Below are 25,942 nucleotides of genomic sequence, written 5' to 3' on the forward strand. Positions count from 1 at the left end.
GAAGGAGGCCCGGTACATGAGTGCCGGGGGCACAAACCAGGGGGTGGCGACTGTTTATTAAAAACACAGGGCTCTGCGAAGTCGCAAGACGACGTATAGGGTCTGACGCCTGCCCGGTGCCTGAAGGTTAAAAGGAGGGGTGCAAGCTCTGAATTGAAGCCCAGGTAAACGGCGGCCGTAACTATAACGGTCCTAAGGTAGCGAAATTCCTTGTCGGGTAAGTTCCGACCTGCACGAATGGCGTAACGACTTCCCCGCTGTCTCCAACATCGACTCAGCGAAATTGAATTGCCTGTCAAGATGCAGGCTTCCCGCGGTTAGACGGAAAGACCCCGTGCACCTTCACTACAGCTTCGCACTGGCATCAGGCACAACATGTGCAGGATAGGTGGTAGACTTTGAAACCAGGACGCCAGTCCTGGTGGAGTCATCCTTGAGATACCACCCTTGTTCTGCTTGATGTCTAACCGCGACCCGTTATCCGGGTCCGGGACCCTGCGTGGTGGGTAGTTTGACTGGGGCGGTCGCCTCCTAAAGCGTAACGGAGGCGCGCGAAGGTTGGCTCAGAGCGGTCGGAAATCGCTCGTTGAGTGCAATGGCAGAAGCCAGCCTGACTGCAAGACTGACAAGTCGAGCAGAGACGAAAGTCGGCCATAGTGATCCGGTGGTCCCAAGTGGGAGGGCCATCGCTCAACGGATAAAAGGTACGCCGGGGATAACAGGCTGATACTGCCCAAGAGTCCATATCGACGGCAGTGTTTGGCACCTCGATGTCGGCTCATCTCATCCTGGGGCTGGAGCAGGTCCCAAGGGTATGGCTGTTCGCCATTTAAAGAGGTACGTGAGCTGGGTTTAGAACGTCGTGAGACAGTTCGGTCCCTATCTGCCGTGGGTGTAGGATACTTGAGAGGAGTTGCCCCTAGTACGAGAGGACCGGGGTGAACGATCCACTGGTGGACCAGTTGTCGTGCCAACGGCAGTGCTGGGTAGCTATGATCGGAAAGGATAACCGCTGAAGGCATCTAAGCGGGAAGCCCCCCTCAAAACAAGGTATCCCTGAGGGCCGTGGAAGACCACCACGTCGATAGGCCGGAGATGTAAGTGCAGCAATGCATTCAGTTGACCGGTACTAATGGCCCGATAGGCTTGATTTGATCCAGTAACAGCAAGGTTCATTACCCAATGTTACGGACAACAAGCATACACTTCCAAAGTGTAACTTGGACAAACGCCGCAAAAAAAATGCGGGTTGATTGTCACGATGTTTAGACAAACATCGTGGTTGGTTTTTACTCGGTTTGGTGGTCATAGCGTGAGCAAAACACCCGGCTCCATTCCGAACCCGGCCGTTAAGTGCCACCGCGCCAATGGTACTGCGTCTCAAGACGTGGGAGAGTAGGTCACCGCCAAACCTAGCAAAAACCAACAAATCTATATTCGATGATCAGTAACGTAAAAGCCGCCGCAAGGCGGCTTTTGTCGTTTTTGCCCGCAAGTCGGTTCCCGAAAAGGCAGAAATGCTGCCCGCCGGTTAACACACGTCCGGTGTCTCAGTCTGCGGTTTCGTGGAAATGCAGCAGACCGAACAGATGCGTGACACGTTCACCACCTTCGGCCAGAGGCAGGAGCAGGCGCTCGACATTGACCGGCTGATCCGACAGGTTCAGGACGCGGGCGCTGGCGTAGTGCGCGGTGCCGCGCTGGCAGCGCCGATATATCTGGGCCATGGGGCCGATCAGCCGCTCATGCGCATCCGTCATGACGGCACCGGTGGCGTCGTCACTGCCAAGCTGTGCCTCAAGGGCCGAGCCCGCCCAGACGAAACGGAATTGATGTTTCCCTGTCTCTGGATTGAGGTCGCAGGAGATCAGGCAGGCATTCCGGGGCATCTGAATCTGCAGGTCGTTCACCAGCGATCCATCGGGGAGATAGCGCCCGAGCCGTGCCTTTTCATGCCAGATGTCGAAAACCTTGCGGAACTCGGGGGAGGGCAGGCGTTCGCGTATCCGCTGAGACTGGCGCAGTGAATGCTCGGTCAGGGATGCCCCTGGCAGACGGTCGAGCTGGTCTAGCATCGTGGTCGCCAGGCCGTGTTCGGAGATCGGTTTGTTCAGATGTACCGGTGTTTCCGGCGTCGACGCGGCCGAGGAAATCCGGATGCACTTGGCACCGGGTATATATTCGCAGAGCGTTTCCAGCACCGAAGGCGCCACATCTGCCACGTGATCGAGATCGACGACGAGCAGGTCGTAAATCAGTTCGTCGCTCACCAGTTCCCGTGCCTCCACGATGTCGCTGGCAAGGGCTGTTTCGTAGCCAAGGCCGTTCAGCAGGTTCTGCAGGCCGGGCCCCAGATTCTCCGGATTGGCCAGGATAAGTACGCGGGCATCGCCATGCAGCGTCCGGTCCTCGATGCCGCCCTCGGGGCCGATGACCTCGCCCCGCAGTTCGGCGCGGGCCATGTAGATGCGGATTTCCGTGCCCGCGCCGGGCGTGCTGTCGATCTCCAGCTTGCCGCCGCAGCGGCGCGCAAGGTCATACGCGGACCGGATGCCGATGCCGGTGCCCTTGCCCTTCGGTTTGGTGGTGAAGAACGGTTCGCCCATGCGGTTGAGGACCTCCGGCGACATGCCGGCGCCGGTGTCGATGATCGACAGGCAGACGTAGTCGCGGGCAAAGACACCCTCGGGGCATTCCGCACGAGGGACGTTCCGCAGCGCCACGGTCACCGTGCCGGGCCGTCCGCTTTCCGTGATGGCGTCATGCGCGTTCGAGACGATGTTGAAGATGACCGCAGCGAAGCGGCCCGGTTCGCAGAAGATCTGCCAGCGTTCTTCTGGCAGGTCCATGCGCAGGGCAGAGCGGCCGATCAGCTGCTGGATCAGACCCTTGTCGCGGTCCAGCATCGCCGCCGGGTCCGACAGCTCGGCATGCAGATCGTCGGTGCGGGAAAAATCGAGCAACTGCCGCAAGAGCGACTGGCCGCGATCAATGGAGGCGTCCACTTCGGTGAACAGATCGGCTTCCACGCTGTCCTTCAGCTTGCGTGTGACAATGCGCTGCGCCGACTTCATCACCGAAAGGACGTTGTTCATGTCGTGCACCACCGAGGCGACAAAGGCTCCCATGGTCTGCAGCTTGTCGCTCTGGCTGTTGCGCTTTTCGAGGACGCGGATGCGTTCCCGTTTGGTTTCGAGCCGGCGGACAAGCTGCGCGTTGGTGGCCTGCGCACGCTTCAGTTCGTCTTCCAGTTCGGCAATGCGTTCGACTTTCCGGGTGATGTCCACCAGCACGGCCAGAATGCTCGCGGTGCCGCTGTCGGCATGCATGGCGCCAAGCTGAACGCTCCAGGTACGTCCGGACACGATGTCGGGGTTCATCATGGCCTCGAATGTGGCCTTGCCGTCCCTGCGCACCCTGTTGAGCGCGTCGGCCACGCCACGCGCATCCGGTTCCGCCCACCAGGACAGGAAAGATTCTCCGGCAGGATCGGCGGCCGCATCCATGCCGAGATGGTCCCGTACATCCGGACCAACCCAACGGATTGTGCCATCGGTTTCCAGGTAGATTGCGAGTGAAACGGGAAACTCCTCGGAACCTGTCTTCCGGGCGCGTTCGATTTCAAACGTCAGACCGCGCATCTCACCCCCGCGAGCGATAGTCATACCGTCCAACATTAATGAAATGTTAATGAATCCGCAAGCTTCCTGCGTATATCTTGTGGTTCAGGCCGGAAACCGCACACCGCATGGTCAGCTCGGAATCATACACCGGGAAGCTGCTGGCAACGTATGGTGACGCTGGTAGGCTGGGACCGCGCGGTCAAGGGCGCAAGACAAGTGAAATCCTGGCGCCAGACCTATCTGCTGCCCGTCATCGCCCTGACCGCCTTGCTGAGCGTCATCCTGTGGGCCGGGCGGGAGGCCTCGATGATCGAGTCGAGAGCCCGAGATGTTGTTAGCGCCACGTTGCGGCTCCAACGCGCGATCGGCTATGTCGGCTTTATCCATGACTTCAAGAATTACGTGCTGCGTCCACAGGAAACCCGTTATTTCACGGCCGCGCAGGAAGATATGGTGCGTGCCCTGGCGGCGTTGGAAGAGCTGGAACCCTTATCGCCGACAACGGCCTGGATGCCAGCCTGAGAGAGCTGCATGCGACGCTCGACACATACACCGCCATGCTGGAACGCGCCCGCGCGCTGTCGGGGGAGGGGCTGACTGCTCGGGAACTGGATGCTCGCCTACGCGTGCCGGACGATGCCGCTGCACGGGACGTATTCGCGTTCAGCGAACAGATAGATCGCGAGTTCGAGGAGCAGAGGTCCGCCTTCCTCAGGCTTCGTCTCCAGCTTCTGATGTCTGCCGCAATCTTCGTGATCGCCAGCTTTGCAATTGCGCAGTTGTACCGATCACGCGAACGCGCCGAGCAGCAAAGGCTCAGCAGGATGTTCGACATGATCGGATTGCACCTCGGGATCGTCGATCCCGCCGGTCGATTCGTCTTCTTCAATTCTGCCTTCGGGGAGCTGTTCAGACATGTCGGTCAGACCGTATCGACCGGCGACATGCTGGACAAAGTCACCCGGCGCATCACGCCCTTCATCACGCATGAAGATGTGGTGACGCCGCCCGATGCGATTGCCGCCGGCGAACCCGACATCCGCGACGCGACCTTCACGGATGGGTCCGTTATCCGCTGCGCCTTGTACCGGCTGGACGATGGACGCCAGGTGATCCCGCACCGCGACGTGACCGAGCAGCACCGGCGGGAGGCGGAGTTCAACGCGGAGCGCGACCGCCTGATCGCAGATCTGAAGCGGTCGAACGTCGAGTTGGACAACTTCGCCGACATCGCGTCCCACGACCTTCGGGAGCCGTTGCGGGGCATCGCGATCAATGCCGGCTTCCTGCTGCGCAAGGAAGAGCTGCCGGAAACGGCGCGGGCGCGGGTACTGCGCATTGTCGAGATGTGCGAACGCGAGCAGATGCTGATGGATTCGCTTCTGGAGTTTGCGCGGCTTGGCCGGTCCTCAGATCAGCATGACGTGTCCACCGATCCCGCTGCCGTGGTGAAGCAGATCGAGCACGACCTCATTTCGGCAGACACGAACCGGCAGGGCGCCATCGTGCTTGATACCCGGCTGCCGCCGGTCACCGTGGATTTCGGCCGTCTCCGCAGCCTGTTCATGAACCTCATCGCGAACGGGTTGAAGTACAACGATTCCGACCGACCCGAAGTGCACGTCTGTTTTCTCGGCCCGGCGGCCGCCACGGCCGCTTCTACGTCGCGGACAATGGTATCGGCGTGACAGAGAGCGACCGGAACGCCATCTGGACCGCCTTCAGACGGATCAAGACGGGCAGGGACCACGGCCCCGGGTCGGGTGTGGGGCTGACCTTCGTCAAGCGCATCGTAGAAGGATGCAGAGGCGAGATAGACTTCGACAGCGCGGTCGGTCAGGGCACGATGTTTACCTGCACTCTGCCCCTGTCGGACAAAGTGCAGGCCGATGGCACCGTAGCGTCTGCCGGGACGAAAGCGGGGAGATCATGAAACGTACACCGAATGTGATCGTGATCGAGGACAACGACGACGACTTCGAGGCGCTGAAGTTTGCCTTCGAGGAGGACGGCGCCCCGGGGCTGGACATCGAACGCTGCACCACCGGTCCCGAGGCAGAGCACGCACTGGACCGTTTGCGCGACAGGACCGAAATATCGCGCGAGGACAGGGTCCTGATTATCCTCGATCTTCGCCTGCCCGGGTTGTCCGGCTTCGACCTGCTGAAGACCATGCGCCACGATTCCCGTCTGCGCCGTATCCCCGTGGTCATCCTGTCGAGTTCCTCGAACCAGAGCGACTTGATCGAAAGCTACACCGCCGGGGCGAACGCCTACATCCGCAAGCCGCGCAATTTCGACGAATACGTGGATATGGTGGGCAGTTTTCGCACGTTCTGGACAGGCTGCGCAGAGCTTCCGGTGCTCGGCCAGCTCGGTCTCGGCGACCAGCAACCGGGCCTCCATCACCTGCCGTTCGGCGTAGATGTCCTGAAGATCCTTGACCGTCTCGGCCAGCTTGTCGTGCAGCGACGCGATCTCTGCCTTCAGGAGCACATCGTCCATGGTGTCGTGACCGCCCGTTGAAGCATCCGCGTCCAGGCCGGAAAGCGAATGTGCAGGACCGGTGCGAAGGTCGTTGAGCGTGAGGATTTAGGTTGTCTGATCGTCGGAAGAACTCGTGATGTGGCACAGGCCTTCGACCTGCCGGGAGGGCGGGTGTTCGCCCGGGTCCATGGCCGGCATCCTGGCCTTTCCCGCCGCCGCGGCCTTGCGCATCAGAAGCGCCACGTTGACCGAAAGCGGATCGGGCAGCAGGTCGAGCAGGTTCGACGTGAACGTTCGGGAGCGGGGCATCTCGATGAACCGCTCGTAATCGCCGAAGGTCCGCTGGATCTTGCCCTCTTCGATCAGTACAAACACCGCCGCGCCGAGGTGCGCAGGATGTCAGGCATTTCGGCGATGACCATCGACGCGACACTGTCCTGACGCGTCGCGGACAGCCGCGGCCCCTGCATCGGCCCATCCCGCACCGAGGGGGGCAACAGGGGGGCACTTTCGGTTTCGTCCACCCGTTCCTCGCGCGTGTTCTCGAGGAAACGGCTGGTCCCGCGCATGGGACGGAAGGCCGAGGCATGCGCCGTGCTCACTTCTGGCGCACCGAGGAACAGCACGCCGCCGGGACGAAGGGCGCCGGAGAACCGGTCCAGCAGCAGTTTCTGGGTCTCCTGGTTGTAGTAGACCAGCGCGTTGCGGCAGACGATCAGGTCGCATTGCGGGAAGGGCTGATCCTTGACCATGTCATGACGCGAGAACACCAGCTGCCGCCGCAGCAGCGGGTCGATCTCGAAGGTGCTGCCCTTGGCGATCAGGAGTTCGGGGCGCAAGTAGCGCGGCGGAATCTCGGACAGCGCCGCGTTGGGATAGATACCGCGCTTGGCCTCTTCCAGCGAGGCGGTCTTGAGGTCGGTCGCATAAATGCGGAAATCGTGTTCCAGCCCGTGGCGCATGCGGAAGTCGTGACACGCAAGGGCGAGCCTGTAGGCCTCCTCGCCGGTCGAACAGGCCGCGCACCAGATCTTCACCTGGCGCCCGCCGCTGGCACCGTCCCGGAAAAGCTGCGGCAGGACGACCTCCTCCAGCGCCTCCCATGCATCGGGGTCGCGGAAGAAGCTGGTGACGCCGACAAGGAACTCGTTCTGGAGTATGGCGACCTCTTCCCAACTGCGAGAGATGTAGGTGATGTATTCGGGCAGGGTCTCGAACATGCACAGCGCCAAGCGACGCAGGATGCGCCGCTGGAGGGCGGGCCGCTTGAACCGAATGAAATCGATCTGTGACGTGCCCGTCACGAACTGCAGGAGCGTCTCGAACGACTCGCGGTAAGGGTGCAGCAATACGCTGGCCTCGTCGATGAAGGTGCCGCGGAGGGCGATGACCTGCGCCAGTGCGTCGACCATCTTCTCGGGCCGGCCGATCCGGTCGACGAGGCCGCTCAGCATCGACGTCTTCGGGGTGAATTCCGTTGTGCCGCTGTCTTCCTCCAGAATGACGAACCCGTCGCGGCGCTTGATCTCGCGCAGGCCAAGGCCGCCGTCGGTGCCTATGCCGGACAGCAGGATGCCCACGGCGAATTCGCCAAAGGTGGTGGCGACGCTGCTGAGAAGGGTATCGAGCGGACTGTTCGGGTCTGTCGTCTCCTGACCGTCCCGAAGCTCGAACCGGAAATCCGGGCGGCCGCCCGCACGGGCGGTGTCCGTCACGACGCGCACCGCTTTACCCGGCGGACAAACGAAGACACGACCGCTTTCCACCATCATCCCGGTCTTGATCGGCAGGACAGGCAGCTTGCAGTGAGCGCCCAGCGTATCCGTCAGCTTGGCCGCGTCTGGGGCGACACCACTTGTCGCGATGACGAAGCTGTGGCCGAAACCGGCGGGCGCGGAGTCGAGCAGGCGGATGAGGGCGTCGGTCTGCCGGCCAGAGGCGCCAACGGCGATCAGGAAGATTGGCGCGTTCTTCCCCGGATCGACGGCGCTGGCGACAGGGGCATCTTCGCCCGCGTCGGTCCGGCCTGCCGTCATGTCCCAAGTCCCTGTCCGGTGTGCGCGCCGCATCCTGCCTGCCCGAGCCGTCAGGACGACGGGTGCGCTTTGAAGTGTCGTGCCCACCGCATCGCGTTATCGACGGCGGACTTCGGGGCACCCGCATCCATGCCGCGCTTTGGCATGTAGCGCAGAGCACCGCCCCTGAGCGCCGCCGCCGCGACCTGTTGCCCTGTCCAGACAGAACGATGATCGGCAGGGTGGGCCAGTGCTTATGGATCTCGTCCACGAGGTCGAGGCCGTCCTCGCCGTCCAGCCGGTGATCGACCATCACGCAGTCGACCGCGGCCTTGCGGATCTCCTCGAGTGCGCCCTCTGACCCGTCCGCCTCCAGCACGGTTTCGATGCCGATGGTCCGGGCGAGATCGGCGATCAGTTCGCGATCCTCTGGAAAGTCATCCACGACCAAGAGGCGCACGGATCCGAATGCATTGGTCATCTCTCAAAGCACCTCCTTAATGCTGTCGCGCGTCCTGCCCACCGCGATTCAGAAAGCCTGATCCGCGTTCAGAGAAACCGTCACAACCATATCCGCCGGGCCCGGGTAGCTGACCGACAGCACCCCGCCGTGCAGGCAGCCACGCGCTTGCAGAACTCCAGCCCGAAGTCGGTGGCGGAGGTTCTGGCAGAGGCGCCGCTGGCCCGTCCGGATGCCCCGACGCTTTCGGGCATGACATCGTGGGCGGGGCAGCGCATCTGGATCGCCACCGCCCCGTCGCCATCTGAGGCTTTCGCCTCGGACAGCCGGATCTTCGCCGGCTTGGACGTCGCGCCTGCGTCCAAGGCAATGCGCAGCAGGGTTTCGAACATCTCCGTCAGCAGCGCGCGGCTGCCTTCGGCGGCGGGCAGTGTGCCGATGTCGAATGTCAGTTCCGTACCCTCGATCTCGGTTTCCAACGCGGCTGCTGCCGTATGGGCGAAGGCGGTGAGGTCCTGCCTTTCGATGGTCAGGTCGCCGGGTTCCACGTTCCAGAACTCGAGCGTCGCCTGCGTGTGGCGTTCCATGAGGCCGGACAGGCGTTTCAGGCGCTCGAGCGCGGCGCTGTCCTTCGTCTCGTCCAGTGTGTCTATGACCTGTCCCAGCGCATCGAGCAGGGCGTTCCATTCCAGAGTCGCCACGCGGACGAACCGGCGGATGCCCTCGTCCTGGCGCTTGACGCTGTCCTCGCGCGCGCGCAGTTCGGAAATGCCGGCAATCGCCCCCATGACACGCGCGGGACGGGCGCGGTCCGACCAGTCCATCACGCGGCCCCTGACCTGGAGAAAGGCGTAGGAGCCGTCCTTGCGGCGGCAGCGCATGTCGATGTTCAACGGCGCTTCGCGGGTGCGGGACATCAGGTGGGTTTCAATCGTTGCGCGGGCCGCGGCCAGGTCATCCGGGTGGACGAGGTCGAGCCAGGCATCCAGCCGGTCGGGCACCTCGGTCTCGCCGTCGCCCAGCATCGCCCGGGATGCCGTTGGCCGTCCGGTCGTCTTCCAGCATCATCGCGGCGGAATAGGCTTCTTCTCCGGTCGAGAACCCGACGGACCAGATCCGAAGCGGCTGCTCGGTGTTGCCGCTGGCGAACAGGTCTTCGAGGATCTTCTCTTGGAAGGCATGCCAGACCGGCAGGTCGCGGAAGAAGTTCGTGACCCCGACAAAGAATTCCCGAGACAGGACATTCACCTCGGCGGTGTCGTCCCTGAGTTCTGCCAGGTAGGCCTCCGGGCTTTCGTGTCCCTTCAGCGCCAACCGCCGGGCAATGCGGCGTTTCAGGGTCGGCTCCTTGTAGCGGGAGAAGTCGATCTCGGCCTGGTCGCTGACCAGCTTGACGATCTTGTGGTAGGTCGCCGTGTCCTTCGAGAACATTTCTCCGACGCTGATGATCCCCTTGTCGCGCATCTCGATGTTGCGCGACATCTCCTCGATCATGTCGTCGGGCGACAGCACCATGTCGACCAGCCCGGTGGCGATGGCGGTGCGGGGCATGCCGTCGAACCCGGCGGTCTTCGGTTCCTGCACGAGGACGAAGCCGTCGTTGTCCTTGACCGCGCGGATCCCCCGGCTGCCATCGAACCCCGTGCCCGACAGCACGATGGCGATGCCGCGCCCGCGCACCGCCTCTGCCAGCGAGGTAAAGAAGATGTCGATGGGCAGGTTCAGCGCCGGGCGCGGCGAGGGTTCGACGAGCGAGAATCGCAGGCCCTTGTTGCCCTGCGATTCCTCGATCGCGTCGTCGAGCCGGGGGCTACTGTCACCCCGAGTGCCCTGGATGACGATGTTGGACCGTGGCGGGATCAGATAGATGCAGCCGCGTTCGACGGGCATGTTGTCGGTGACTTCGCGCACGGGCAGCACCGTTGTGCGTCCGAGTATCTCGGTCATGAGCGACTTGTAGTCCGGCGATATGTGCTGGACGATGACGAAGCTGTGCGGAAAGTTTTCCGGGACCTGCGAAATCACCTGCTTGATGGCGTCGAGGCCACCGGCGGACGCGCCCACGCCGATCAGGTAGAATGAGTCGTCCACCTGGCCGAGATTGCGCGCCGGTTCTGGCCATCGTCAGTCTTTGTGTCGTTCATCTATGCTCCACGGTGCCACGGCAAGCCCGAGTGGCATATCCACGCCAGAACGCTTTGCTTACCGCCTAAGGTAAGGTCGGCCTTGACTTAATTGCGTGTGGCTTAAGCCGTCCCGCGGGGCGTGGCGGGGCGGGTGTGGCGGTCGGACCAGAGCGCATCGACCGCGTCATCGACACCCAGCGTCCGGAGTGCCAGCGCGGCGGTGCCCAGCACCATCTGCCGCGCAAAATCCGGCCCCTCGTCGTTGTCCCAAAGATCCAGAAGTGCGCTTGCCGGAAGGTCCAGATCCGCGAGGCGGCGGCTGTCGTCGACCAGCGCGGGCAGGTCTTCCTCCCAGCGGTGGCCGTCGCGCAGGCCAAAGCCTTCGATGACCTTGCCGGGGTGGCGCTCGAATTCTCCGCCACCGCCCTTGATGACCGTCATCTGCCGCCAGCCCATGAGGGCCGCCGCATCCTGCTGGAGCAGGCGGTAGGGCGGATGGAAGACACCCTGAACGCTGGCACCGGCCCGGCCCGGGTTGAGCATCCGGCAGACCGTGTTCACGCAGGACCGCAACCCGAACACGCGGCGCAGGTCGAGAAGCGCGAAAAGGGCAGGGTGCAGATCCTCGAGCGGCAGGTAGACGATGCAGTCCTCATCCAGTGCAACGGCGGCCTCCTGCGGTGTGCGGGCCACGGCGATCCCGAGTGTCTCCAGCCCGTCGCGCACCGCGCCGTCCGCTCCGTTCCAGCCATGCAGCATCACCCGGCGGCCCGAGGCGGCCAGAAGTTTCGCCGACAGCAGGAACCACGGCAGCCCACGCGTCCGGCCCGCGGCGTAGGATGGCCAGTCGAGATCGGTGTGGGGCAGGGGCGGCAGCGCCTCCTGCGCGGCGCGGGCAAAGCCTGCGATCTCCTCCGCCGTCTCGCCCTTCATCCGCATCAGCATCAGGCAGGCGCCCACGGCCTGCGGTTCCGCGCCCTGCAGCATCAGGGACATGGCGTCGAACGCCTCGTCCTCGGTCAGGGACCGGGACCGTCCGGGGCCGCGCCCCAATGTCCTGACGTGTTCGGACAAGCTCACTCGGCGGCTTCCTTCGACCTTGCGGCCGCCAGGAGGGTGGCCAGTTCCGGACGACAGGAGCCACAGTTCGTGCCCGCCTGCAAGGCCGCGCCGATGGCGTCGACGCTCATCAGGCCCTGTTCCTCGATCCCGCGCAGGATCGTGTTCACGCCCACGTCGAAGCAGGAACAAAGGATCGGCCCGGGGTCGGGTCGGTCCGCCGGGGCGCGCCCGCTGAGCAGGCTCAGGTCGGGCACCTCGGGCAGGGTGGCCACGTAGTCGCGCATCACGGCGACCGGCTCCGGCGAGACGAAGATCGCCGCCACCAGCCGGCCGCCTTCGCGGAAAGCCAGCCGCGCGGTGCCGCGGCCCGGATCGGCCATGACGGCGACCTCTGCATCGGGCAGACCGAAGAGGCGGCGCGCCTCCGCTTCCCAGTCGTCGGGCGCGGTGTGGCCTGCCAGTTCCGCCCGGTGCCCGGCCCGCGTGACGGACCGCGCCCAGTAGGCCGATGTGGGGCTGAAGGGCCGGGTGGAGACGGCGAAGGCGTACCAGGCGGCCTTCATCCGCGTGACCTTCACCACCGATGCCTTGCTTTCCGGCTGGCCGGAGACCGGGTCCACGACCGGGGCGACCACCGCGTCGATGCGTGCTGCCGGCGCCGTTTCACCGGTCCAGTGCATCGGGGCGAAGACCTGGCCGGGAAGGACCGCGTCGGTGAGCCGGGCGCGCAGGATGGCCCGACCGTGCGGGCTCTGGACCTCCACCAGATCGGCGCTACCGAGACCGAGGTCGCCCGCATCGTCAGGATGGATTTCGAGGAACGGCTCCGCCAGGTGGGCGGCGAGGCGAGGCGAAAGGGCCGTGCGCGTCATGGTGTGCCACTGGTCCCGCACGCGCCCGGTGTTCAGCCGGAAGGGATAGCGCGGTTCCGTCCGTGCGCCGGGCGCGCGCCATGTGACCGGCACCAGCCGCGCGCGGCCATCGGCGTGGAAGAAGCGGCCATCCGCAAAAAAGCGTCCGCCCTCGCGGCTGGCATTGACCGGCCAGCGCACCGGGGTCATCTGGTCATAGCCCTCTGCGTCCATCTCGGACAGTCCGGAGATGTCGAAGTCCTTGCCGAACCTGCCCGCGATCCCGGAGAGCGTGGCGTATTCGCGGAAGATCTCGAGCGGGCTGTCGTAGTCGAACGCGGCATGCCAGCCCATACGCTGCCCGACCTCGGCAAGGATGGCCCAGTCCGGGCGCGCCTCGCCCGGGGCAGGCAGAACCGCCCGCTGACGAGAGATCGTGCGATCGGAATTGGTGACGGTGCCGTCCTTCTCTGCCCAGGCGGTGGCGGGCAGGATCACGTCGGCGAGCCGCGCGGTGTCCGTCTCGGCGGTTATGTCGCTGACCACGGTGATGGGGCAATCGCGGATGGCGTCGCGGACCCGGTCGGCGTCCGGCATGGAGACGGCGGGGTTGGTGTGAATGATCCACAATGCCTTGATCCGTCCGTCGCCCACGGCGCGGAACATGTCGACGGCCTTCAGGCCGGGCGTGTCGGGCGCTTGCGGGGCCTCCCAGAAATCACGGACGGCGGCGCGGTGGTCGCAGTTTTCCAGGTCGAGGTGGCACGCCAGCATGTTGGCAAGCCCGCCGACCTCGCGGCCGCCCATGGCGTTGGGCTGGCCCGTCACCGACAGCGGACCGCAGCCCAGCTTGCCGATCCGCCCGGTGGCCAGGTGGCAGTTGAGGATCGCGTTGACCTTGTCGGTGCCCGAAGACGACTGGTTCACGCCCTGGCTGAAGATGGTGACGACCTTCTCGGTCCCCATCCACATGCGGCAGAAGCGGTCGATGTCACGTGGGTCCAGCCCGGTCACTGACACGTCGTCCGACGCGGCAGAGGCAAGGGTGGCGTTGAAGCCGGACGTGTTGGGCAGGTAGGCCGCGTCCAGCATGCCGTTTTCGTAGAGCGCGGCGAAGAGGTGGTTGAACAGCGCCACGTCGCTGCCCGGCGCCAGCTTGAGGTGCAGGTCGGCGCCGTCGCAGCTTGCCGTGCGGCGCGGGTCGATGACGATCAGCCGGGTGCCCTTGGCCTTCCGCGCCGCGATCAGGCGCTGGTAGAGCACCGGGTGACACCACGCGAGGTTGGAGCCGACCAGAACGACGAGGTCTGCCTCCTCGATGTCCTCGTAGGTCTGAGGAACCGTGTCGGTGCCGAAGGCGCGCTTGTGCCCGGCCACGGTCGACGCCATGCAGAGCCTTGAATTCGTGTCGATATTCGCCGAGCCGATGAAACCTTTCATCAGCTTGTTGGCGACGTAATAGTCCTCGGACAGCAACTGGCCGGAGACATAGAAGGCCACGCTGTCTGGGCCGTGCGCCTCAACCGTCTCGCGGAACCTGTCAGCGACGAGTTGCAGCGCCTCGTCCCACCCGGCATCCGCACCGTTCACCCGGGGCCTCATCAGCCGGTGGCCGAGGCCCACGGTCTCGCCCAGTGCCGATCCCTTGGAGCACAAGCGCCCCAGGTTGGCGGGGTGGTCCGGGTCGCCCTTGACCGTGACGCCGCCCGCGCCGTCCGGCGACAGCAGGACGCCGCAGCCCACACCGCAATAAGGGCAGGTGGACCGCACCTGACCCGCGGCAACGCCTTCGGCCTCCGGGAAAGGCGCGGCAGCCGTCATGCGGCAGTCCTCCGGGCGAGGGCGGTGGTGTCCATCAGGATGCGGCCGTCCTCGACGCGCAGCGGGTAGGTTGCCACCTGCTCGCTGTCGGCCCCCTGTGCCGCACCTGTGTTCAGGTCGAAGACCCGGTTGTGCAGCGGGCAGGTCACCTTCTGGCCGTGCACGATGCCCTCCGACAGCGGGCCGCCCTTGTGCGGGCAGGCATCCGCCGTCGCGAAGACGGTCGTTTCGTCGGTGCGGAAGACCGCGATGCAGCCTTCCGCCGTCCTGACCAGCCGCGCGCCGCGCACCGGCACGTCCGCGAGCGCTCCGATATCGATCCAGCTCATGTTCAGACCCCTTTCGATCAGCGTGCCCTCGGGCACATCACGCCCGGCCAAGCCGGGTCATCCCAGTCCGGCGCCCCGGCTCGACGGCCGGAGCGCACACCTCATTCGGCCGCCTTCAGCGACAGGTCTGCCAGCGGCTGGAAGGTCCGGGCCGCCTCCGGGTCCGCGCGTTCCGCCCAGGGATCGGTCTGGTAGACCGACTGGGATAGATCGAAGCGCTCGACCAGCGCCCTGCGCTCCGCCGCGTCGGAGAGAACCTCCTTCACCCAGTCCAGCCCGACCTTCGCGACCCACTTGTAGGGCCGGTCGAGGTACTTGGCGTTTTCCCGGTAAAGCTGGACAAAGGCCACGGTCCACTCGATCGCCGCCTCTTCGGAGGTCACGTCGACCAGGCGTTCGGTCTCTTTCACGTCCATGCCGGCCGCACCCGCGACGCCGACCTGGTAGCCGCTGTCCACGCAGATGATGCCCACGTCCTTGCAGGTGGCCTCCGCGCAGTTGCGCGGGCAGCCGGAGACACCCAGCTTGACCTTGTGCGGCGTCCACGACCCCCAGAGCCGCTTTTCCAGCTTGATGCCCAGCCCGGTGGAATCCTGCGTGCCGAACCGGCACCAGTCCGAGCCGACGCAGGTCTTCACCGTCCTGAGGCCCTTCGTGTAGGCGTGACCCGAGACCATGCCGGCGCCGTTCAGATCGGCCCAGATCGCGGGCAGGTCCTCCTTCTTGACGCCCAGCAAGTCGATCCGCTGGCCGCCCGTGACCTTGACCACCGCGTCGTATTTCTTGGCGGCCTCGGCGATGGCGATCAGTTCTTCCGGCGTGGTCATCCCGCCCCACATCCGCGGCATGACGGAATAGGTGCCGTCCTTCTGGATGTTGGCGTGGTTGCGCTCGTTGACGAAGCGCGACTGCGGATCGTCGCGGTAGTCCAGCGGCCAGTCCGCCAGCAGGTAGAAGTTCACCGCCGGACGGCACACGTGGCAGCCGTTGACCGTCTTCCAGCCCAGCTCCTGCCAGACCGCTTCCTGCGATTTCAGTTCCTGGCTCTTGATAAGCCGCCGCACGTCCTCGTGGCTGAGGTCGCAGCAGGTGCAGATCGGCTGCGCAGCGGGCTTCTCGAAGGCGTCGCCCAGCGAGACTTCCAGCAGTTGTTCCACCAGTCCGGTGCATGTCCCGCAGGAGGCCGACGCCTTCGTCACCGCGCGCAGGGCGCCCAGATCGGTTGCGCCGCCTTCGATGGCGTCGACGATGGTGCCCTTGCAAACGCCGTTGCAGCCACAGATTTCCGCATCAAGCGGCAAGGCTGCAACGGCTGAGAGAGGGTCCGAGGAGCCGCCTCCCTGGTAGGCCGGGCCGAAGATCAACGTGTCGCGCATGTCCGACACGTCGGTGCCGTCCCTGATCAGGCCGAAGAACCAGTTTGCGTCGCCCGTGTCGCCGTACATCACCGCGCCGATCAGGCGGTCGCCCTCGATCACCAGACGCTTGTAGATGCCCCGGGCCGGGTCGCGGTAGACGATGTCTTCGCGGCCCTCGCCCTCGGCGAAGTCGCCCGCGCTGAAGAGGTCGCAGCCGGTCACCTTGAGCTTGGTGGACAGCTCCTTCATGGCGAAGGTGGCGTCGTTACCGGTCAGCGTTGCGGCCAGCACCTTCGCCTGGTCGTAAAGCGGTGCGACGAGGCCGAAGAGGTTGCCTTCGAACTCCACGCATTCGCCCACGGCGTAGACGTCCGGGTCGGAGGTGCGCATCTGCGCGTCGACCTTGATCGCCCGTCCGCAGTCGAGGCCGGAGTCCTTGGCCAGCGTCACCGCCGGGCGGATGCCCACCGCCATGACGACGATATCGGCCTCCAGCACGGTGCCATCGGCGAGGTTCACCCGCTCCACCTTGCCGTCGCCCTCGATCTCTTGCGTGGAGGCTTCGAGGATCACGTTGATGCCACGCTTTTCCAGGTCCTTTTTCAGCAGGTAGCCCGCAGAGGCGTCGAGCTGACGTTCCATCAGGTGGGAGGCGATGTGCAGGACTGTCACCTCCATCCCGCGCAGGCGCAGGCCCGCCGCCGCTTCAAGCCCCAGCAGACCGCCACCGATGACCACGGCCTTTGCGCCGGGTCTGGCGGAAGCCTCGATCATTGCGTTGGTGTCTTCGAGATCGCGGTAGGCGACCACGCCGGGCAGGTCGTGCCCGGGCAAGGGGATGATGAACGGCGAGGACCCGGTGCCGAAGATCAGCGTGTCATAGGGCACTTCGCCCTTCTCACCGACGACGACCTTGCGGTCGCGATCCACCTTCAGGACCTTCTCGCCGAACCGGCAGCGCACCTTGTTGGTGGCGTACCAGTCGTCGTCATGGGTGACGATTTCCTCGAAGCTCTTCTCGCCCGACAGCACGGGCGACAGCATGATGCGGTTGTAGTTGCCACGCGGTTCGGCGTTGAACAGCGTGATCTCGAATGCGCCGGGGGCTGCGTCCAGCAGGTGCTCCAGCGCCCGGCCCGAGGCCATGCCGGCCCCGATGACGACCAGTTTCCGTGTCATCTCGCTTACCTCTCTTACACGTACCAGGCGACGACGTGGCTGACCTTGCCGTCCTTGTGGATCGGCAGGGCAACCATGGTGTCATAGCCCGCAGTCAGGGCGGGGGTGCCGCTTTCGACGACCGGCACGCCGGTCCCCAGTGCACGCCCGATCAGCCCGTGCCACGCCTTGACCCGCTTCTCGGGCTCGGCCTCGCCGGTCCAGAGCGCGCCTTCCCGGGCGCAGATGCCGTCCGCCAGAACCGCGGAGGGTTCGGCCCCCACACGTTCGGCGCGGGCGTCCCACATCTCGAATCGGTGGGCGATGGGCGTGCCGCGGGCGGACAGCAGCGTCAGCACGTAGGTCACGCCGCCGGGAACCGAGATCGGCAGCCCGAGGCCCGTGGTCAGGCCCGCCTTGCCCGCGCTGTCTGCACGGATGAAGCGGTAGCCCGAGCCCAGGTCGCGCAACAGCATCGGCGCCTGTGCCGACCACACCCCCCCCGGCAGGCCCTGGCCCTTGGGGAAATGCGTGTGCTGCGACACCCACTCGAAGTGCTTGGCGGCTCCGTAGTAGCCGTCGTCGAGCATCAGCAGGCCGTCCTGCTCTGCCCATATCTCGATGGCGCCGGTGCGGTTCTCATCGTCCCCGCACAGCACGACCAGAACGGCCTTCAGCTCTGTCCCGGCGAAGACCGGGATCGCCACGGCGGTGGTTAGGCCAGCTTCGGCCGCCGGTTCGATGCGCTTGAAATACGACCCGTCGAAGCCTTTCAGCACGACCGGGCGTTTCTCGGCCCATGCCTTGCCGGGCAGGCCTTCGCCCTCGGCAAAGCTGGTCCGGCGGGAGGCCTCCTCGAAGGCCGCGAGGTCGCCGTAGCTGCCCGCCGCCAGTTCGAGGGTGCCGTCCTTCGGCACCCAGACCTCGGTGACCTGTATGAACGGTTTGACGTCTGCTTCCACGATGGTGTCCATGTGACCGGCTCCTTTCCGGTTCCGGCCCGCGCGGGGCCGTGCTGTTCTGTCGGTTCAGGATCTCCCCGGGCCGTCACGTCCGGCCCGGGGCGGGCGGCCCTTTCAGGCGGCCTCCCGGTTCTTTTCCGGCTTTTCCTCGGATTTCGCTTCGGACTTGCCCTGCTTGCCGTGCTCGTATTCCTCGAGGAAATTCAGCACCTGCTCGCGGTAGAGGTAGTAGTCCGGGTGCTCCAGCAGCGCCTTGCGGGTGCGCGGCCGCGGCAGGTCCACGTCCACGATCTTGCCGATGGTCGCCTGCGGCCCGTTGGTCATCATGACCACGCGGTCGGCCAGCAGGATTGCCTCGTCAACGTCGTGCGTGACGCAGACGGCGGTGACCTTCGTGCGGTCCCAGACCTCCATCAGCACTTCCTGCAGTTCCCAGCGGGTGAGACTGTCGAGCATCCCGAAGGGCTCATCCAGCAGCAGCAGCTTGGGCGAGAGGGCAAAGGCCCGCGCGATGCCGACCCGCTGCTTCATGCCGTTCGACATGTCGGCGGTGGAGCGGTCCATGGCGTCGCCCAGCCCCACGCGTTCGAGGTAGTATTCCACCACGTCCTGCCGTTCGGCCTGCGACGCCTTGGGATAGACCTTGTCGACGCCGATGGCGCAGTTTTCGCGCGCGGTCAGCCAGGGGAAGAGGTTGGGCGACTGGAAGACCACGGCGCGTTCCGGATCGGCGCCGCGCACCTCGTAGCCGTCCAGCTTGATGACCCCCTTCGAGATGGAGTTGAGGCCGGCCGCCATGGTCAGCACCGTGGACTTGCCACAGCCCGAGTGCCCGATGAGCGAGACGAACTCACCCTTGTTGAGCTTCAGATTGAAGTCCTCCACCACGGTCAGCGGTCCCTTGGGCGTGGGGTAGATCTTGTGAAGCTGCGAGAAGTCCAGGTAACGCTCCTCGATGCCCGAAGCCGCCGCTTCCTTGACCGCCGCCGGGACCGAGTGGATCGGCGTGACGTTCGGCAGGATGCGGGTGCCTTCGGTCTTCGCCTCGATGCCCACGTCCATCAGGTAGTTGGTGACGGCAAGGCGCAGCGCCTTGAAGCCGTCGTGGTGGTTCATCTCGCCCCGGTCGCGCGGACGCGGGATGTCGACCTTGAACTCCTCGCCCAAGGTGCCGTCGGGGTTCAGCGCGATGATCCGGTCGGCCAGCAGGATCGCTTCGTCCACATCGTTGGTGATCAGGACGCAGGTCTGCTTTTCCTGCTGCCAGATCGCCTCGATCTCGTCGGCGAGGTTGGCGCGGGTCAGGGCGTCCAAAGCCGAGAGCGGTTCGTCCAGCAGCAGCACTTCGGGGTTCATCGCCAGCGCACGCGCCACGTTCACCCGCTGCCGCATCCCGCCTGACAGTTCCGCCGGGCGGCGGCTGACGGCGTGCGACAGGCCCACCATCTTGATGTAATGCGCGGCCTTCTGCGCCTTCTCGGCCTTGGGCATCGACGGGAAGACGCTGTCGAGCGCCAGCCGCACGTTGCCCTCCACCGTAAGCCACGGCATCAGCGAATAGCTCTGGAAGATAACGCCGCGCTCGGGGCCGGGGCCATCGACCGGCTTGCCCTTGAAGGTGACCTCGCCCTTCGTGGGCTTTTGCAGGCCGGCCATCAGGTTGATCAGCGTTGTCTTGCCGGAGCCGGAGAAGCCCAGCAGGACCAGGAATTCGCCTTCTTCCACCTTCAGGTCGATGCCGTTCAGGACATGCGTTGCGGCGGTGCCCTGGCCGTAGCTCTTGGAGACGTTCTTGAACTCTAGGATACCCATGTCGATCACCGCTGGTTCGTGAAGGTGAAGAGGGACTGCAGGGCGTACATCACGCGATCCAGCAGGAAGCCGATGATGCCGATCGTGAAGACCGCGACCATGATCTTGGCGAGCGAGGACGAAGACCCGTTCTGGAACTCATCCCAAACGAACTTTCCAAGGCCGGGGTTCTGGGCCAGCATTTCGGCGGCGATCAGAACCATCCAGCCCACACCGAGCGACAGGCGCAGACCGGTGAAGATCAGCGGCAGGGCAGAGGGCAGGACCAGCTTGGTGATCTTGGTCCAGGTGTTCATCTTCAGGACCTTGGAGACGTTCACCAGGTCCTTGTCGATCGACGCCACGCCCAGGCTCGTGTTGATCAGCGTCGGCCAGAGCGAACAGAGCGTCACGGTCACGGCGGAGATGATGAAGGACTTGGCGAACAGCCCGCCATCGGTCGCGGCGGCGGCGGAGACGATCATCGTCACGATGGGCAGCCAGGCCAGCGGCGAGACCGGCTTGAAGATCTGCACCAGCGGGTTGATCGCGGCATTGGCCGTGGGCGACAGACCGGCAAGGATGCCCAGCGGCACGGCGACCAGCGTCGCCAGCACGAAGCCGAAGAACACCGTCTGGATGGAGGTCCAGATCTGCTGGTAATAGGACGGCGCGCCGGTGTAGGCGACATCTTTGACCTTCTCGGGCTCGCCCGCCTCGATGAACTTCTGGTTGCGCTTCTCCACCATCGTCTCGAACTTCGCCTGCTTCTCGGCCTTGGCGATGGCGTCCTCGTGCAGGTTGACGGCCTCTTCCCAGACCTGTCCGGGTCCCGGCACGGCACCCAGAGAGGTCTGCACCTGCGGCGCCAGCATTGCCCACAGCGCGAGGAAGGCGACGATGGCGAGGATCGGCACGATCAGCAGCCGCCAGATCTCTTTCATCTGCGCCTGCGGGTTGTCGCCGGCTGCGGCCTTCAGGACGGGTGTGACCCACGACAGGCCAAGCACCTGGAACCACTTGTCGGCCTTGTTGATGCGGGTGAACAGACGGGCGCGCCGGGCTTCCCGGGCGGCGTCATCGGTGAAATTCGGATCGACGGTCGTCATGTTTTCGGGTCCTCGTTGCGCGCAGGCAAATCGGCCGCGCGGTGCTTTGGTTGGCTGCGGAAAAGGGCGGGAAGGCCGTTTCCGCGTATCCGGAGAAAGTCGGCATTCAGGGAGGGCGCACCGGGGAGGCCATGGTTTGGCTCATCCAATGCGGGAGGTGTTCTGCGCCCGTACATCGCACGGGCGCAGGGGCGTCAGATCAACCCTTGACCTCGGTCCCGACGACGGTCTGCTCGCCCTTCAGCCCAATCGGCAGGCTTTCGAGGTAGGCGTTGGGCGCTTTGCCGTCATAGGTGATACCGTCGATGATATCCTCGGCCGGGGTCGGCGCCTTGTAGCCGTCGGTGTCCCAGGGGAAGTCTTCCTCGTTGGCGAGACCCTCGTCGACCAGCAGGCGCGCCGCTTCGAGGTAGATCTCCGGCTTGTAGACCGACTTCGCCACCTCGTCGTACCAGCTGTCGGGCTTCGCCTCGGCGATCTGGCCCCAGCGGCGCATCTGGGTCAGGTACCAGACCGCGTCCGAGTAGAAGGGGTAGGTGGCGTTGTAGCGGAAGAACACGTTGAAGTCGGGGACCTCGCGCTTGTCGCCCTTCTCGTACTCGAAGGTGCCGGTCATGGAGTTCGCGATCACCTCGGCGTCGGCGCCGACGTATTCCGGCTTCGACAGCATCTCGACCGCTTCCATGCGGTTGGCGTTGTCGTTCTCGTCCAGCCAAATGGCGGCGCGGATCAGTGCCTTGACCACTGCAAGCGTGGTGTTCGGGTTTTCCTCGGCGAACTCGGCGGTGATGCCGAAGACCTTCTCGGGGTTGTTCTTCCACAGTTCGTAGTCGGTGATGACCGGCACGCCGATGCCCTTGAAGACGGCGGCCTGGTTCCACGGCTCACCCACGCTGTAGCCGTAGATGGTGCCGGCCTCGAGCGTCGCGGGCATCTGTGGCGGAGGCGTCACGGACAGCAGCACGTCGGCGCCGATCTGGCCGGTGATGTTCTCGGGCGAGTAGAAACCCGGGTGCAGGCCGCCGGCAGCCAGCCAGTAGCGCAGTTCGTAGTTGTGGGTGGAGACCGGGAACACCATGCCCATGTTGAAGGGCTTGCCCTCGGACTTGTACTTCTCGACCACGGGGGCCAGCGCCTCCGCCGAGATCGGGTGCTGCGGCAGGCCGTCGGCGTTGGTCGGGATGTTGGGCTTCATCTCGTCCCAGACGGCGTTCGACACGGTGATGCCGTTGCCGTTCAGGTCCATCGAGAAGGGGGTGATGATGTGCGCCTCGGTGCCGTAGCCGATGGTCGCCGCCAGCGGCTGACCGGCCAGCATGTGCGCGCCGTCCAGTTGCCCGCCGATGACGCCGTCCAGCAGGACCTTCCAGTTGGCCTGCGCTTCGAGCGTCACGAACAGGCCCTCGTCGAGGAAGTACCCCTGTTCATAGGCGACAGCGAGCGGCGCCATGTCGGTCAGCTTGATGAAGCCAAAGGTCAGTTCGTCTTTTTCGAGGTCCAGTTCGGCGAAGGCCGGGCTGACCAGCGCGGTCGAGGCGGCGAGAGCTGTGAGGAATGTCTTCATTGTGCTTCGTCCCTTTTGTGTTGGGTCATCCGCGCCAGGGCACGGGGCAGAAACAAAAAAACACCGCAGACACATCCGGCCTCGGGAGGAGGAGAGGCCGAAGGTGAGCTGCGGTGCTCGGTGGTTTCCCGATCATCGGGAGAGAATTTCGTGCAAGCCCGCGCCATTGCGGCCTTGCCCTTTCAGTTGTCAGATCTGCCGTGCTGCGATCAAGAGATTTTGCTGCGACGCGGCGCCCACGCTTTTATTATTCACTTCCGGCGCATGTTTGTGCCGATTTTCGCGGCACTACTCGGCCAGAGGATCAAAAATGCGTCCGTCGAAGAACGCGTCCGGCAGCAGGGTCAGGCGTCCCGACTGCGCCGCGACGGCGGTTTCGTGGCGAATCGATCCCTCCAGCTTCTCGGACGCTCCCGGCAGGTCCGCGCCGCTGTCCTTGAGCTGCGCGCGGTAGATGTCGCTGCGGAACACACGGGCAGAAGCCGCCGCCGCCGTCGCCAGGTCGAGGCCGCTGCGCAGGGCGAGGCCGCGACCGATCCACTTTGCCTGGCTGCGCCACGGGAAGGTGGCGGCGCCTTCGTGGAACTCGATGAAATGGGGCACTTCGCGCTGTTCGCCGTGGCCGGAGATCGTCAGCCGACCGGACAGCGCGCGGTCGATCAGTTCGGACGGCAGGTCAAGGTAGGCCGGGCGCGACAGAATCTCGGACGCGGACATGCGGTGTTCCGGGTCCTTAAGCCAGCGGCCCGCCTGCCACACGGCCCGCATGAGCCGCCCCAGCAGGTGCGGCTCTGTCTCTGCCCAGTCGGTCCGGACTGCCAGCACCTTCTCCGGCGCGAAGGCCCAGATGGCACTACCCGGCAGCAGGAGCGCGCCTGTGCCTTCCTCCACCGCGAGCGACCCCCAGGGTTCGCCCACGCAGAAGGCATCCACGTCGCCGTCGGCCAGGGCCTGCGCCATGAGGGGCGGCGGGACAGTGCGCACTTCGTAGTCGATGGGCGCCAGCGCGGTCGCCTCGATCCAGTAGTCCAGCAGCGAGCGGTGCATGGAGAAGGGGAAGGGCACGCCGAAGACCAGCTTGCCTTCGACGGCCCCCGCCAAAGCCTCCGCCGCGGCGGCGGGATCACGGAAGTCGAAGACATAGCCCTGCGCCCGCATCCGGTCTTCGAGCGCACGGCTGACGCCGATCACGTTGCCGTTGACCGACAGGACCGAAACCGCCGAGATATCCTGACGGACCCCGCCCAGCCCCAGCGCCATGGCTACCGGCACCGGCGACAGAAGCTGCGCCGCGTCCACCCGGCCAAAGGCCAGCATGTCCCGGACCGACGACCACGAGGGCGCGCGCACGAGGTCGAGTGCTATGCCCTCGGCATCGGCAAAGCCCATCTCGTTGGCGAGGATCAGCGGCGCCGCATCCACGAGCGGCACGTAGGCGACCGGCACGTTCACGATCTTCATCCCAGAAGCCCCGCCGTTGTCACGATGGCCTCTGCCACCTCCGCCACCCGGCGCCCCTGGTCCATCGCTGCCTTGCGCAGAAGGGCGTAGGCCTCTTCCTCGCCCAGGCCGCGCGCCTTCATCAGCAGGCCCTTGGCGCGGTCGATGACCTTGCGTTCCTCCAGTGCGCGGCGCGTCTCGACCAGTTCACGGCGCATCCGGTGCATCATCTGGAAGCGGGCGATGGCGGCGTCGAGCACCGGCTTCAGCCGTTCGGGCTGCAATCCGTCCACCACGTAGGCCGAAAGGCCCGCCTCGATGGCGGTGCGGGCCAGACCGCCCGCAGCCCCCGACACGAACATCGCCACGGGGCGCTCCAGCGGGCCGGAGGCCAGCGTCAGTTCCTCGAGCATGTCGCGCGTGGGATTGTCGACGTCGATCAGAACCACGTCCGGTGCCAGTGCCGCGATGCGGCGGGCCAGCGATGACGGGTTGCCGATCACATGCACATCGAAGTCGCCGGAGCCCTGCAGCGCATCGACGATGGCGATTGCGCGGTCCCGGTCGGCCTCGACGACGACGATGGTCAGACGATCACTCATGCGTCCTTTGTGCCCAACGCACGGCGCTGCACAAGGTACATGCCACGGCTATCTGCCGCGTCGCGCGGCAGATGCCTGCAAAATGGGCGTCAGACGGCGCGGGAGGGTCCGACGGGAACGATGTGGTTGTCCCAGGCGACCTTGTGCATGCGCAAAACCGTCGCGTCGGTTCCGACCGCGTGGAATCCGCCGGTGCCGGTCGATGCAACAAAGCCGTCGCCCAGCGGCGCCAGACCGCAGACATCCGTCAGGGCGACCTCCGTCCGGAAGGCGCCGCTGTCCGCGTCGAAGACCTGCACAAGACCGCCCCGGGGCGAGGTGATCGCAACGGAGGAGCCGTCCCCGCTGAACGACACGCTGCCCGCGTAGCCCTGCATCGCGCCATGCGACGGCTCGGGGGCCTGCGCCCAGACCGGTGCCTCGCTGCGCCGGTGGAGCATCAGCAGGGCCGGGGCGTCAGACAGTTCGCCCTGCCATTGCAAGGCCAGCGCAACCTGTCCGCCGGCATGGACTGCGAGGTGACGCATGGAGTTCTTGTTCTCGGTGGCGGGCGGCTCGACCACGTCCTGCACCGTGCCGTCGAGCGTGGTGTAGGTCAGGTTCGGCGCCATGAAGGGGATATTCAGCTTGGCGCGCCCGGCGTCCGGGTGGGTCTCGATCCCGCCATTGGCGATGACCAGCGACTTGCCATCGGGCATCAGGCGAAGCTCATGCGGCCCGGTGCCGCCGGACGGGAACTCTCCGAGGCGGCGGTAACCGCCCGCGACGTCCCAGATGCCGATGATGCCTTCCGCGTGCTCGAAATCGTTCTCGGTGGTGAACAGCAGCCCGCCGTCCGCCGAAAACGCGCCGTGGCCGTAGAAGTGCCGCCCGGCAGGGGCCGTCAGCTCGGCCTTCACCTCGCCGGTGAGGCAGTCCAGAACCACGGCGTAAGTGCCGGGGCGGCGGGCGAAAGCCACGGCCTCTGCGCGTTCGGGGTGGGCGGCGGCGGCATGGCCCCGCGCGGGAAGGGGCACATCGAACAGGCTGTCACCGCCGGCTGAGACCCCGTGCAGCGCGTAGGACCCGCCGGGCGTCTGGGCGGCAGCCAGGTAGGCGGGACCGCCCACATCGGCCCAGCTGCGCATCGGCCATAAGCCCGCGGCGGCCAGACCTCCCAACATGCCCCGGCGTGAAAGCATGGA

The 25,942-nt window shown here is 65.3% G+C and carries 20 protein-coding genes, 2 rRNA genes and 1 pseudogene (1 of these 23 only partly in view); 6 read left to right on the top strand and 17 right to left on the bottom strand.

Annotated elements, in window-relative coordinates; genetic code table 11:
- Together CDO87_RS17530 and rrf are read left to right on the top strand one after the other, a co-directional pair.
- Window positions 1–1,154, top strand: a 23S ribosomal RNA gene (locus CDO87_RS17530); it begins 2,293 nt to the left of the window's first position.
- 143 nt (window positions 1,155–1,297) lie between these two features.
- Window positions 1,298–1,412 (top strand): 5S ribosomal RNA (rrf, locus tag CDO87_RS17535).
- A gap of 138 nt (window positions 1,413–1,550) precedes the next feature.
- On the opposite strand, the gene CDO87_RS17540 is transcribed toward rrf, so the two are convergent.
- On the bottom strand, window positions 1,551–3,677 hold the full coding sequence (locus CDO87_RS17540; RefSeq protein WP_100929974.1) for an ATP-binding protein: 2,127 nt from the start codon (window positions 3,675–3,677) through the stop codon (window positions 1,551–1,553).
- A gap of 114 nt (window positions 3,678–3,791) precedes the next feature.
- Here CDO87_RS17540 and CDO87_RS17545 point away from each other — a divergent pair, with 114 nt between their 5' ends.
- The 4 genes from CDO87_RS17545 to CDO87_RS17560 are packed head-to-tail and all read left to right on the top strand — an operon-like array spanning window position 3,792 to window position 6,149.
- Window positions 3,792–4,145, top strand: coding sequence for a hypothetical protein (locus CDO87_RS17545; protein WP_100929975.1), 354 nt, complete (start codon window positions 3,792–3,794; stop codon window positions 4,143–4,145).
- 35 nt (window positions 4,146–4,180) lie between these two features.
- Entirely contained in the window at window positions 4,181–5,311 is a 1,131-nt protein-coding gene (locus CDO87_RS17550; protein WP_100929976.1) for a histidine kinase dimerization/phospho-acceptor domain-containing protein, read from the top strand.
- On the top strand, window positions 5,308–5,556 hold the full coding sequence (locus CDO87_RS27600) for an ATP-binding protein (protein WP_404944737.1): 249 nt from the start codon (window positions 5,308–5,310) through the stop codon (window positions 5,554–5,556). Before CDO87_RS17550 ends, CDO87_RS27600 begins: the two co-directional genes overlap by 4 nt.
- Window positions 5,553–6,149: a response regulator gene (locus tag CDO87_RS17560; RefSeq protein ID WP_157815028.1), complete on the top strand. Its 597-nt coding sequence runs from the start codon at window positions 5,553–5,555 to the stop codon at window positions 6,147–6,149. The genes CDO87_RS27600 and CDO87_RS17560 overlap by 4 nt, the downstream gene beginning before the upstream one ends.
- 66 nt (window positions 6,150–6,215) lie before the next feature.
- On the opposite strand, the gene CDO87_RS17565 is transcribed toward CDO87_RS17560, so the two are convergent.
- The 16 genes and pseudogenes from CDO87_RS17565 to CDO87_RS17640 form a co-directional block, all read right to left on the bottom strand.
- Window positions 6,216–6,485, bottom strand: coding sequence for a hypothetical protein (locus CDO87_RS17565; RefSeq protein ID WP_100929979.1), 270 nt, complete (start codon window positions 6,483–6,485; stop codon window positions 6,216–6,218).
- On the bottom strand, window positions 6,473–8,146 hold the full coding sequence (locus tag CDO87_RS17570; protein WP_198521743.1) for a CheR family methyltransferase: 1,674 nt from the start codon (window positions 8,144–8,146) through the stop codon (window positions 6,473–6,475). The genes CDO87_RS17565 and CDO87_RS17570 overlap by 13 nt, the downstream gene beginning before the upstream one ends.
- Before the next feature lie 238 nt (window positions 8,147–8,384).
- A pseudogene (locus tag CDO87_RS27605) lies at window positions 8,385–8,606 on the bottom strand (response regulator); the annotation flags it as partial.
- 80 nt (window positions 8,607–8,686) lie between these two features.
- A complete protein-coding gene (locus tag CDO87_RS17580; protein WP_100929981.1) occupies window positions 8,687–9,610 on the bottom strand; it encodes a PAS domain-containing protein in 924 nt (307 codons plus the stop codon).
- Window positions 9,540–10,676: a chemotaxis protein CheB gene (locus CDO87_RS17585; protein WP_100929982.1), complete on the bottom strand. Its 1,137-nt coding sequence runs from the start codon at window positions 10,674–10,676 to the stop codon at window positions 9,540–9,542. The genes CDO87_RS17580 and CDO87_RS17585 overlap by 71 nt, the downstream gene beginning before the upstream one ends.
- Before the next feature lie 155 nt (window positions 10,677–10,831).
- Complete coding sequence (locus CDO87_RS17590; protein WP_100929983.1) at window positions 10,832–11,791, bottom strand: glycosyl transferase family protein; 960 nt, start codon at window positions 11,789–11,791, stop codon at window positions 10,832–10,834.
- On the bottom strand, window positions 11,788–14,445 hold the full coding sequence (locus tag CDO87_RS17595; RefSeq protein ID WP_100929984.1) for a nitrate reductase: 2,658 nt from the start codon (window positions 14,443–14,445) through the stop codon (window positions 11,788–11,790). Before CDO87_RS17595 ends, CDO87_RS17590 begins: the two co-directional genes overlap by 4 nt.
- On the bottom strand, window positions 14,442–14,774 hold the full coding sequence (gene nirD, locus CDO87_RS17600) for a nitrite reductase small subunit NirD (protein ID WP_100931018.1): 333 nt from the start codon (window positions 14,772–14,774) through the stop codon (window positions 14,442–14,444). Before nirD ends, CDO87_RS17595 begins: the two co-directional genes overlap by 4 nt.
- A gap of 101 nt (window positions 14,775–14,875) precedes the next feature.
- Window positions 14,876–17,311 (bottom strand): nitrite reductase large subunit NirB, encoded by a 2,436-nt coding sequence (nirB, locus tag CDO87_RS17605; protein ID WP_100929985.1) that lies wholly within the window; start codon window positions 17,309–17,311, stop codon window positions 14,876–14,878.
- Between the two features lie 14 nt (window positions 17,312–17,325).
- On the bottom strand, window positions 17,326–18,264 hold the full coding sequence (locus CDO87_RS17610; protein WP_100929986.1) for a GAF domain-containing protein: 939 nt from the start codon (window positions 18,262–18,264) through the stop codon (window positions 17,326–17,328).
- Between the two features lie 102 nt (window positions 18,265–18,366).
- The gene (locus CDO87_RS17615; RefSeq protein ID WP_100931019.1) at window positions 18,367–20,064 is read right to left on the bottom strand and encodes an ABC transporter ATP-binding protein; all 1,698 of its coding nucleotides are present in this window, start codon (window positions 20,062–20,064) and stop codon (window positions 18,367–18,369) included.
- Between the two features lie 5 nt (window positions 20,065–20,069).
- A complete protein-coding gene (locus CDO87_RS17620) occupies window positions 20,070–21,152 on the bottom strand; it encodes an ABC transporter permease (RefSeq protein ID WP_100929987.1) in 1,083 nt (360 codons plus the stop codon).
- Between the two features lie 199 nt (window positions 21,153–21,351).
- The gene (locus CDO87_RS17625; RefSeq protein WP_100929988.1) at window positions 21,352–22,716 is read right to left on the bottom strand and encodes a CmpA/NrtA family ABC transporter substrate-binding protein; all 1,365 of its coding nucleotides are present in this window, start codon (window positions 22,714–22,716) and stop codon (window positions 21,352–21,354) included.
- 288 nt (window positions 22,717–23,004) lie between these two features.
- Window positions 23,005–24,177 carry an ABC transporter substrate-binding protein gene (locus CDO87_RS17630; RefSeq protein ID WP_100929989.1) on the bottom strand — a complete coding sequence of 391 codons (1,173 nt, stop codon included), beginning with the start codon at window positions 24,175–24,177 and terminating at the stop codon, window positions 23,005–23,007.
- A complete protein-coding gene (locus CDO87_RS17635; protein WP_100929990.1) occupies window positions 24,174–24,758 on the bottom strand; it encodes an ANTAR domain-containing response regulator in 585 nt (194 codons plus the stop codon). The genes CDO87_RS17630 and CDO87_RS17635 overlap by 4 nt, the downstream gene beginning before the upstream one ends.
- 89 nt (window positions 24,759–24,847) lie before the next feature.
- Complete coding sequence (locus CDO87_RS17640; protein ID WP_100929991.1) at window positions 24,848–25,939, bottom strand: DUF1513 domain-containing protein; 1,092 nt, start codon at window positions 25,937–25,939, stop codon at window positions 24,848–24,850.
- Between the last annotated feature and the right edge of the window lie 3 nt (window positions 25,940–25,942).

The sequence above is a fragment of the Sagittula sp. P11 genome, from assembly GCF_002814095.1.
Classification (GTDB): domain Bacteria; phylum Pseudomonadota; class Alphaproteobacteria; order Rhodobacterales; family Rhodobacteraceae; genus Sagittula.